Consider the following 9587-nt stretch of genomic DNA (forward strand, 5'->3'; position numbering starts at 1 on the left):
CGAGGACATATATTTTGGCAAAACTCCAAAAGTGGACAGCTATTTTGGCAATAAGTCTCTAGTAGGCTATTTTGATGCTAAAATAGTAAAACCCTTATAAAGTAAGGGTTTTAAAGTAAATATTTTAAAGAGCATTAATTTGTCAAGTGGTCAAATAATTTGTCAATCGACAGTTACCTATATATTAATTATTTGTCACTAAAACAGTGCCTCGGCTTAGAGTAATAAGTACAGACGTAGCAGTGCTACGTCTCTACGAAATTCTGGGTAACGCATATAGCACTTTTTGTTTAAATGCAGTACACCTCGATAAACGGTAGGGGCACAGCAATGCTGTGCCCCTACGAACGCTTGTATTTGACGCAAGCGAGAACGGCTATATTTAATTCCTGGAGATGTCTATCAGTGAGAAACTAGATCCCTGGCTTTTTTGAGAAGTTAGGGATGTATAGCTTGCTGTTTCTCATTTATCAACACAATTAGCCGAGAAACTGCGAAAATAAGGATTCTCGAAATAATATAGAAGCGATGCCTTCAGTGAGCTTGAGGCTAACGCAGGAGTTAAATATAGTGCCGCGTGGAACAAGGAAAAACAGTAAAAAGCAAGCAGAGAAAAACGGTTCTCTTGATTTACCACTTTTACAGTTAGCGCAAGCTGGCGATGCCTGCGGCTGGCTACGCCTACGCATTTGTTGATTTGGCGATCGCATTTGTTGATTTGGCGATCGCATTTGTTGATTTGGCGATCGCATTTGTTGATTTGGCGAACTCATTTGTTGATTCGGCGTTCGCATTTGTTGATTCGGCGTTCGCATTTGTTGATTCGGCGAACTCATTTATTGATTCGGCGTTCGCATTTGTTGATTCGGCGAACGCAATTGTTGATTTTGTGAACTCATTTGTTGATTTGGCGATGCCTGCGGCGGGCTACGCCTACGCATTTGTTGATTTGGCGTGTCCATAACGCACCCTTATCTTTTAGAAGAGTTGAAACCTATACTGGTCATACTTGTGTGTACACCCTAGCCTACAAGGAGAGAGGCTTTAAGGCTTACTCTCCAACGCTAGTAGGGAAGCAGGGTGGTTTCATACAAGCACAGAAAAACTAAAACTGGGTTTCAAAGCCTCTCCCCCCGTGGGGGAGAGGAATGGAAATGAGGGAAAAAGCCATGCTAGGTTCACGAACTCGTGCATCTCCTCGTTCCCAACCACGGTAAGGTGTTTAAGTGCTTCATGTATGCTTATCTTCCTGATTGGGAAGAAAGGGAAAAGCGATTGCAGGGGTATGGGGGTTAGTGGTGGAAATTAGAGGGAGAGTAAGGGCGATTTACACCATTAAAAGCACCATTAGTTATCAAGAAACTTTTTTTGTGCCAGAAAAAGCGCGATGGGTATATATTCGTGATCAGCTACAACTAGAGGTAGAGGCTAAGTCAAACCGATCAGCAGCGCATGAGTTTGACGCAACTAGAATTTTAGTGGAGCGCAATTAATTATGACTGTAACTTTACAATTACCTTCTAATCTGCAATTTACCGATGAGGAATTTGCACAAATTGTTGCTGTGAATAAAGAATTGCGGTTGGAATTAACTGCTGAAGGGGAACTAGTTATCATGTCGCCTACTGGGGGAGAAACGGGAAACCGTAATTTTGAACTATATCTTGATTTAGGAGTTTGGAACCGACAAAATCAGCTCGGAAAAGCTTTTGATTCTTCCACTGGGTTTAAATTACCAAATGGTGCAACTCGTTCACCCGATGCTTCTTGGGTAAGGATAGAAAGATGGGATGTTCTCACCCCAGAACAAAGAAAAAAATTTCTCCCTTCGTGTCCTGATTTTGCAGTGGAATTAATTTCTGAAACTGATGATGTGGAAGATACTAAAGCGAAAATGGAGGAATACTTAGCAAATGGGTTACAACTGGGTTGGTTAATTAATCCTAAAAAGAAACAAGTAATAATTTATCGTCCTAACCAAGCACCGGAAGTTTTACAATCTCCTACAAGTTTATCTGGTGAGGATGTTCTCCCTGGTTTTGTCTTAAATTTACAACAAATTTTTGCATAGATGAGTGTTTATCTTGATTTGATTTCTACAATCACTGAACGTTCTCAAATTCAAATTTTTATAAGTATTACGCACTTGTGGTCATGTGATCGCTTAAACCATCGACACTCCCTTTGAACATCAAGAGCTTTGCTGATGTGGGCTATTGGAACTACAGCCGCATACTGAACTTGGCACTACACTTAAAATTTAACAGCAATGGCTGCGCCCGCCGTAGGCATCGCATTCTCCGAAATTCGCTTCTGGGAAGTTGTAGTAATAACTTGTTATATTTGACACCACAGCTTTCTTGACGCTCAAATTTATGCTAGCTAAATTACCATCACCTCTATTCATACTTCTATTAGGACTTGCCATAACTCAAACCTTTGGATGCACAGCTGATAAAGATAATTCAGCGATCGCTCAAACTTCACCAAAGCTAGCACCCCAAGAAATTGTGCAACCAGGAGAAGTTCTGGCTCTACCAGGCAAGTTGGATAACATACCTGTTTTTAACAGCAATAGCCCAGAATGGATTAAAACTGAAGGTATTTTACTTTCTACCTTTCCAACAAACGGTAAAAAAGTTCCAGCAGCGCACCTCAATTTTCCCTTTCAGGGACGCTTTGACTTATTCGCCCACCATTACTCCCACACTCCCAAGGATTTACAAACGTTATATTTGGGCGTAATTGTGTATAACCCTGGTAAAAAACCTGTAACACTAGATGTGTTGCAAGCGGCAAGTTATTTAATGCAAGATGCGCCTTTTGTCACCTTATCCCCCTACATAGAAAATAATGATGGTAAGGCTTACTCAGGGCCAGGCGATCGCGCTGTTGGTGATGTACTCCGAGGTGTTCGCCAAGCAGATTTTCCCGCAAAGCTGATAATTCCCCCAGGACAAAGCCGGATGTTATTAAATCATCCTATTCCTGTACGAAATCTAGAAAAGCCGGTGAATGGTCGCTCTACCTTTATGCGGCTGCGTAGTAGCGATCAAGTTTATGCGGCAAGTTTAGCAATGTTTGCCAAGAAAAATTCTGATAATACAGAACGCCCACCGACTATTGCAGAATGGCAAGCTTTACTAAATACCGGCAACTTCGCCGGGCCGCGAGATAAAACCCCTAGTCCTCCAAATGCTACCAGTGGCGTACTGATTTATGGGCGTGTAGCTGGGGTGTCTAGTGGTTCCCAGTGGCAAGCAAAGTTGGTAGATAATCCCCAAACCACAATTCTAACTATTCCCCAGCCTGGCAAAGCTATTTCCTATACTTTAGACACATTGCGAAATGGTCGATTGGGCACTCAACAAATCCAAACGGCCAAAATGCTGGTACGTTATCCAGATACGGCATACGAAGCACATGGCAATTATGCGGTGGAATATAAACTCACCTTACCCTTAAGCAACAATACCAACCAAAACCAGACCGTGAGTGTGACTTTGGAAACACCTTTAAAGGAAGATAAATTATCTCAAGGTGGTGTGCGTTTTCGCAAACCATCCCTAGATTTTCCTTTCTTCCGTGGTACAGTGCGGCTACGCTACTTTGATGACCAAGGTCAACAAAAGACGCGCTATGTACATCTATGGCACAGAACTGGTCAAGTGTTAGAACCATTGGTGCAGCTTGTACTTCCACCTTCGACTAAGCGGATAGTACAGGTAGATGTGATTTATCCACCAGATTCGACACCACTGCAAGTGCTGAGTGTAAGAACTTTAGAAAAGTGATCTCAAAAAAATCAAATAACTTAAGGCTTATATGGTTTTCCAGTACACTAACGCATTTGTCACCATAGCATCGGTTAATTGTGAGGAGTTAGTGAATTTATATACTAGATTTCTGGAGCAAAAACCAATTATTTTGATTCAGAATATCTATGGTGAGTTTAATTTGGTTGGTATGCGATTAGGTATTTTTAAACCCAAGAACACAAACGAATCGGAATTTGAAGCGCTCGCCAAAAGTAAGATAAGTTTGTGTTTAGAGGTGAGTAACTTAGAAGATGCGATCGCTCACCTCACAGCTTTGGGCTATCCTCCACCAGGAAAGATTTCCATTGCTGACCACGGCAGAGAAATTTATGCTTATGACCCTGATGGCAACCGTCTGATTTTACATCAAGCCATAGTGAATGATAATTGATAAGTGATAATAATTTATTTGGTAATTGACTATGGCTATAACTCAAAACTATAGATTAAACCTGATTCAATGGTATCCAGGTCACATTGCTAAAGCTGAAAAGAAGCTCAAAGAACAGCTGAAGCGCGTAGATGTGGTGTTTGAGGTACGAGATGCTCGGATTCCTTTAGCGACTCACCATCCCCAAATAGGCGAGTGGGTGGAGGGTAAAAAACGGGTGTTGATACTTAACCGAGTAGATATGATTACGCCACAAATGCGATCGCTGTGGATAGATTGGTTTAAACGTCAGGGAGAAGTCCCTTATTTTACCAACGCTCAACATGGTAAAGGTATAGCAGAAGTGGCACGGGCAGCGCAAGCTGCTGGGGTAGAACTCAATCAAAGAAGAAGCGATCGCGGCATGTTACCCCGTCCAGTGCGGGCTGTGGTGATTGGTTTTCCTAATGTTGGTAAATCAGCTTTGATTAACCGTCTGTTAGGAAAGCGAGTCGTAGAAAGTGCAGCCCGTCCTGGGGTGACTCGCCAACTGCGCTGGGTGCGAATTTCCGAACATTTGGAATTGCTAGATGCTCCTGGTGTCATCCCTGTAAGGTTGGAAGACCAAGATGCAGCTTTGAAATTAGCCATTTGTGATGATATCGGTGAAGCATCTTACGATAATCAGCTAGTAGCAGCAGCCCTAGTGGATTTACTAAACTATTTGGAAGCTGTAGCCACAGATTTGTTACCAAAAAAACCATTACAGTCCCGCTACCAACTCGATTCGGTATCAGACACCGGAGATGTCTATTTACACGCCTTGGCGGAGCATCGTTACAAAGGTGATATAGAGCGAGCTGCAAGGCAACTTTTAACAGATTTTCGCAAGGGGTTGTTGGGTGAAATGAGTTTGGAATTACCTCCTAACTAGATTGCAAGCATTTTTGACTTGCTTTTGAGTAGCAGGTGAGTAGTGATTCAAAAATCTGGACACTCTGCTTTGGTGACATCTGGGTGACAGTAGTACTTCAAGACTGCCTCGACGTTATCACCGATCCAGTAGGCTACTTTTTCAGGAGATGCCCCAGAAGCGATCGCCCAAGTGGCGAAGGTGTGCCGGGTGCTATAAGCCTTTAAATAAGGGACTATGTTTTGGTCAGCCAACTCTGCGACTACGCCGTTATAGCGATAGCCCCTAGTATCCTGGGCCCTCCAGCATTTATCTAAAATTCTTAAATTCATTCTTTGCCCTGCTTTATTTTTAAAAATTAGTCCTTTTGGGTCTGGGGAGTCTGGCTTAATCTCTAGGAGCAGAGATTGTAGCTTTGATCCTTCTTTGCAGGGAAAGACCCGTCGTCTATTGTTCTTAGTGCCTTTGAGGACGCGAACACGAGAGGCATAAGCTTTTGTGATAGAGATGCGTGTGCATTGTCGGCTGATATCGCCCCAAGTCAGGGCAAAGGCTTCTCCGAGCCGGCATCCAGTCCAGAATAAAAATTTAATTAGGCTGCTGTAGTATGAAAATTTTGGGTGAGACTCAAAAGCTGTGATGATTAAATCCCTCTGCTCCAGCGTGTAGGCTTTCACTTCATTGTCAATGCTGGATTTTTTAGGACTTGGCAGCTGAATCTTCTCAAAGGGATTAAAGTCAATTAAGCGCGAATCAATGCCCCATTTATAGCACCTAGAAAAAGCTGCAAGGGCTTTGTGTGCTGTATGGTAACTGTATTTAACTAACAGCCAATCTCGAATTGTTAAAGCATCTTTGAATAATTGACTTGATAACTCCACAACAATGTTAGTTATTTGCTTGTAATCACCTTCTATCGTCGAACTTTCTAGGTGTTGAGTTTGAAAAGCTAAAAATTTATTCCAAAGATTATCTAGAGATAGCTTCTCTGTCTGGATTACAGCTTTTCGATTTTGATAATTTCCAAATTTATATGATTCTAGTGTGGAATCAAAGCGCCCCAATGCAATATCTCGCTGGATTTCTTCCCAGCGAGATTCTACAATAATTCTATTTTTGACTGAATTATCAAGCCCACTACCCAAATAGAACTGCTTTTGATAACCATTAACCCTAAAGCGAATATTTAGTTTTTGCGTTTTCGGATCTACGGTTACGGCCATAGTTGTTCTTCGGTTTAGTCTATCTCTTCAAAAACTTCACAGCACCAGTGCATATCTCTAATCTTTTGGCTTCATCCAGTTCATAATCAGTCATGCTAATAATCAGATATTGCTGTTCTCTGAAAATCAAACTAATGTGTCTTACATACATGTCCGGGTAGCCAGCCATACCGGGTACAATCATCTCCCGAACTACCAATGATTCTTCAGTGAGTGATTCTTCCCCAGCAGTAAGCCCGTGCTTATTTTCTTTTTCTAAATCGTGATAAGTGAGATAATTCATCGCAGAGTTAAAAATTGTTTGATTTTTTAAGTTTTTCAACCCCAGAATTTTTGTCTACAGTCGTCAAAACCCGCTCCGGGAGCTATTTTAGCCGTCTACAGTCAAATTTTTTGGGGTAAAAAATTGTAGACGGTGTAGACGGACTCTTGATTGGTTATTGGTGATGTATTGAGCGATCGCACTTTCACTCAACCGCTGCTTAATTAATCAGGCAACTTATTTAAAAAGCGTCGCCTACAGCCTGTAGACGGACTGTAGGCGAACTGTAGACATTATTTCGACCACCTCCAGCCCAAGCGATCGCCACTTCCTTCGACTTCCCCTAACCCCCTATCAGCCATTGAAACGAAGAAAATCCGTATTTCATCTGGCTGCATATTGTCAAATAACCGCGTAGCCCGACTGAGCGTCCCAGCCTTTAAAATCTCTCCTGGGTGCTGTTGACCCCAGTCAAGAATAAATTGCTCAAACTCATTCATGGCTTTTGGCTGCTCCCGCACCTCCGATCCCCCTGTGGAGTTTTCCGGCTGTGCCGTCGCTACCGTTCCCCAGTTGCTCAAATCAAGCTCACAGGGGCAGTCATCGACCATAAGCCGCTTCTTGCCACCAGCTTTCAACCATTGCTCTAGTTGAGGATCTTTAAGTTTAGCCCTGGCGTGGTCACGCCCGAACTGTCCTAATCTCACCAAGACAAAGCAGCTGTAAAGGGTATCTTTGTCACCTTGCAGTCCAAAGTTCTCTGCGGTGTCATTTTGGGACAAGGCACAAATGAACTGTTTGTATCGCCTGCCCCGTTTGGCGTGGCGTTTTATCCAAGAGGTAGCATTGTCGCATTCGTCCACCAAAATCGGGAACTCTTCAGCAATTAGAAAGCGTTCTCGACCGGCGATCGCGTTATCTCCTCCCTCACCGCGCAGTTGGACAAGCTCTTCTAAGGTTTTAAGGTCATTACCCATCGCGGCATCAATGGCTTTGAAGTTGCCTTTACGCCCAATGACATCGGCTTGATCAATCCATCCCCAATCATCGGGCTTGGCATCGGAATCATAGACAACGACTCGTCCACCAATTTTTGATGATAAGTATTGGGTGAAAGTCGATTTTCCGTCACCCGTGCCACCAACTAAAGCAACGTGTTTTTGTTTCTTTTGGATGTACTCAACTGGATCTGTTATCAGATTATCAGGTTTCCAGTTGGCATCGATAGCGCCAACTGTCAATGCTAACTCTGCTGTGGGTTGAGTTTTAGCCCGGGCCCACGCCTGGAAGTTGAGCTTTGAGGCGCGGTCGATGTCGCCTAGAGATTCAAGCAGTAGTTTGGCTGTTTGGCGATGTCTGCGCCCTACTTCTAAAGTACCGACCGATGCCGCTAGTATCCACGGCTTAGAATCTGGCTTTTGGGTTGCCCCCAAAAACAGTAAGCCGCAGCCTAGAGCTAAACCACACCAGGATGATAACTTTGCACGGGTGTACATCTGCAAGTGTTGGTGTAACTGGGATGGGTGTAAATCGCTGCTCATATTCACCCCCCGAATCCCAATCTTTGGATGTTTGCTACCAGCAGATCCAAAGGGTTTTGGACTTCTCTAAATTCCTCCACTTGTACTGTGCTAGTCTCAATTCCGTTTTCGAGTAATTGCTCCTGTACTAAATTGGCTGCTTCGTCTGCGTCCAACTCAATAGGCGAATCAATTAAGGTAGTCCCTTGTCCCTCGTTGTCCCAATACTTAATTTTGTAGGTTGTCATATTCCTAACAAGACTCCTGCTGCAACCAACCCAACCCGCAACAATAAAATATCCTTGACCTCTGGCACGGCTTGCCGCAAGTAAAGGGCGACAAACCCCGCCATTACTAACATCCCCATTACTCCCAAGCGGATAAATCCAGGGATGGGGATATTTACCCAGCAGCTACTCAATAAAGCCGGAATCGCCACCGAAGAAGCAAGGGTGTAAGCTAAGTCTTGTAGATTGTCTGGGAGGGCGATCGCATCTGCCCACCCTTTTTTGAATTCCTCTAGCTTAGATAGCTCAGATGTACTAGTAATTGGCAAATAACCCCGATCACTTGGAACTTCAACGACTATTTTTTGCTCATCTGCCATACCGCACCTCGACTTTGAGGTAAAAAGAGCGGTTAGTCTCCGGTTTTGAGAGTGCAAGAGCAATAACTAGAGCGCCGATGATGCAAATAAGAATACTTATTTGATTCACTCTTTCCCCCAGTTGCTATATTTGCCGTAGCCACCAGTCTGAGTAAGTCTCTCTGATATCCGTTGGATAGCCGGATTGTCACTTTCTGGTAATGGCTTTCCTTGAAGGTAGGCGGCTGAGATGTCGGCACAATCTTCTGGAGATGCCCCATTAGCTAGCAATTGCCCCTCTGGAAAGCCGACATTATGGATATCGTTACTGGGATTTGGTCGTTCAGTCATATAATCTTGGATGTGTGTGGTTTATTTGGTAGCTACACGATGCGGGCGATCGCAGTTCTGGAAGATAAGCGATCGCCTCTAATAATCGGCTTTGCTTGCAGTGGTTGAGTTGAAAAGGGTTACTAGCCATATCTGCCAACTTTTTCGCTTTTGTGGACTAACTTCAATTGGTTCGCGGGTATCAAGACAAACCCCGCGCCCGTCGTTGAGTTTTATACAAAGGCTTTTCCCGCTTTTGGTTCGGGCAAACAGTTGACCGGGCTTTAAAGACTCAAAGGATATTTGAGTTCTTCCAACGACGTACTCAGCTTGATGAACATCAAAACCCTCGGAGAGTGGATCTGTTGCCATTTCTTTCCACTCTCTCGGTCTTCTGGTTTTGGGTTCAGTTCCGTTAGTGGATTTGCCATTAGCAATGGCTCGATCTGTGGTTTGTTGGTCAGTCATAGTGCCTCGTAAGTCGGTGATAAATGCCTCGTAAGTCGGTGATAAATGCCTCGTAAGTCGGTGATAAATGCCTCGTAAGTCGGTGATAAATGCCTCG

The 9587-nt window shown here is 43.7% G+C and carries 13 protein-coding genes; 6 read left to right on the forward strand and 7 right to left on the reverse strand.

Annotated features, from left to right (window positions below):
* Nucleotides 1-661: 661 nt before the first annotated feature.
* The 6 genes from V7K46_RS24240 (at nucleotide 662) to ylqF (ending at nucleotide 5122) form a co-directional block, all read left to right on the forward strand.
* On the forward strand, nucleotides 662-964 hold the full coding sequence (locus tag V7K46_RS24240) for a hypothetical protein (RefSeq protein WP_335117643.1): 303 nt from the start codon (nucleotides 662-664) through the stop codon (nucleotides 962-964).
* A 224-nt stretch (nucleotides 965-1188) separates the two neighbouring features.
* Nucleotides 1189-1296: a YgjP-like metallopeptidase domain-containing protein gene (locus tag V7K46_RS24245; protein WP_335117647.1), complete on the forward strand. Its 108-nt coding sequence runs from the start codon at nucleotides 1189-1191 to the stop codon at nucleotides 1294-1296.
* A gap of 196 nt (nucleotides 1297-1492) precedes the next feature.
* Nucleotides 1493-2071, forward strand: coding sequence for a Uma2 family endonuclease (locus tag V7K46_RS24250; RefSeq protein WP_335117680.1), 579 nt, complete (start codon nucleotides 1493-1495; stop codon nucleotides 2069-2071).
* Nucleotides 2072-2375: 304 nt separating this feature from the next.
* A complete protein-coding gene (locus tag V7K46_RS24255) occupies nucleotides 2376-3794 on the forward strand; it encodes a DUF3370 domain-containing protein (RefSeq protein WP_335117650.1) in 1419 nt (472 codons plus the stop codon).
* A 31-nt stretch (nucleotides 3795-3825) separates the two neighbouring features.
* Nucleotides 3826-4209 carry a VOC family protein gene (locus V7K46_RS24260; protein ID WP_335117655.1) on the forward strand — a complete coding sequence of 128 codons (384 nt, stop codon included), beginning with the start codon at nucleotides 3826-3828 and terminating at the stop codon, nucleotides 4207-4209.
* A 31-nt stretch (nucleotides 4210-4240) separates the two neighbouring features.
* Entirely contained in the window at nucleotides 4241-5122 is an 882-nt protein-coding gene (gene ylqF, locus V7K46_RS24265) for a ribosome biogenesis GTPase YlqF (RefSeq protein ID WP_273762691.1), read from the forward strand.
* A 47-nt stretch (nucleotides 5123-5169) separates the two neighbouring features.
* Here the strand turns inward: ylqF and V7K46_RS24270 are convergent, their stop codons facing one another.
* The 7 genes from V7K46_RS24270 to V7K46_RS24300 form a co-directional block, all read right to left on the reverse strand.
* Nucleotides 5170-6324: a site-specific integrase gene (locus tag V7K46_RS24270; protein WP_335117660.1), complete on the reverse strand. Its 1155-nt coding sequence runs from the start codon at nucleotides 6322-6324 to the stop codon at nucleotides 5170-5172.
* A gap of 19 nt (nucleotides 6325-6343) precedes the next feature.
* Nucleotides 6344-6646, reverse strand: coding sequence for a hypothetical protein (locus V7K46_RS24275; RefSeq protein ID WP_335117664.1), 303 nt, complete (start codon nucleotides 6644-6646; stop codon nucleotides 6344-6346).
* 233 nt (nucleotides 6647-6879) lie between these two features.
* Nucleotides 6880-8127, reverse strand: a complete 1248-nt coding sequence (locus V7K46_RS24280; RefSeq protein ID WP_335117666.1) for a hypothetical protein — start codon at nucleotides 8125-8127, stop codon at nucleotides 6880-6882.
* 2 nt (nucleotides 8128-8129) lie between these two features.
* Nucleotides 8130-8354, reverse strand: a complete 225-nt coding sequence (locus tag V7K46_RS24285; protein WP_335117670.1) for a hypothetical protein — start codon at nucleotides 8352-8354, stop codon at nucleotides 8130-8132.
* Nucleotides 8351-8713 carry a hypothetical protein gene (locus V7K46_RS24290; protein WP_335117672.1) on the reverse strand — a complete coding sequence of 121 codons (363 nt, stop codon included), beginning with the start codon at nucleotides 8711-8713 and terminating at the stop codon, nucleotides 8351-8353. The genes V7K46_RS24285 and V7K46_RS24290 overlap by 4 nt, the downstream gene beginning before the upstream one ends.
* A gap of 105 nt (nucleotides 8714-8818) precedes the next feature.
* Entirely contained in the window at nucleotides 8819-9043 is a 225-nt protein-coding gene (locus V7K46_RS24295) for a hypothetical protein (RefSeq protein ID WP_335117675.1), read from the reverse strand.
* 78 nt (nucleotides 9044-9121) lie between these two features.
* Nucleotides 9122-9587 (reverse strand): hypothetical protein (locus V7K46_RS24300; RefSeq protein ID WP_335117678.1); only part of this gene is annotated, 466 nt, incomplete at its 5' end.

The organism is Nostoc sp. (assembly GCF_036917395.1).
Lineage (GTDB): Bacteria > Cyanobacteriota > Cyanobacteriia > Cyanobacteriales > Nostocaceae > Nostoc.

Coding starts and splice junctions, on each gene's coding strand:
- ylqF (WP_273762691.1), top strand. CDS start 4,241: ATGGCTATAACTCAAAACTATAGATTAAACCTGATTCAATGGTATCCA.
- V7K46_RS24280 (WP_335117666.1), bottom strand. CDS start 8,127: ATGAGCAGCGATTTACACCCATCCCAGTTACACCAACACTTGCAGATG.
- V7K46_RS24285 (WP_335117670.1), bottom strand. CDS start 8,354: ATGACAACCTACAAAATTAAGTATTGGGACAACGAGGGACAAGGGACT.
- V7K46_RS24295 (WP_335117675.1), bottom strand. CDS start 9,043: ATGACTGAACGACCAAATCCCAGTAACGATATCCATAATGTCGGCTTT.
- V7K46_RS24240 (WP_335117643.1), top strand. CDS start 662: ATGCCTGCGGCTGGCTACGCCTACGCATTTGTTGATTTGGCGATCGCA.
- V7K46_RS24270 (WP_335117660.1), bottom strand. CDS start 6,324: ATGGCCGTAACCGTAGATCCGAAAACGCAAAAACTAAATATTCGCTTT.
- V7K46_RS24255 (WP_335117650.1), top strand. CDS start 2,376: ATGCTAGCTAAATTACCATCACCTCTATTCATACTTCTATTAGGACTT.
- V7K46_RS24260 (WP_335117655.1), top strand. CDS start 3,826: ATGGTTTTCCAGTACACTAACGCATTTGTCACCATAGCATCGGTTAAT.
- V7K46_RS24290 (WP_335117672.1), bottom strand. CDS start 8,713: ATGGCAGATGAGCAAAAAATAGTCGTTGAAGTTCCAAGTGATCGGGGT.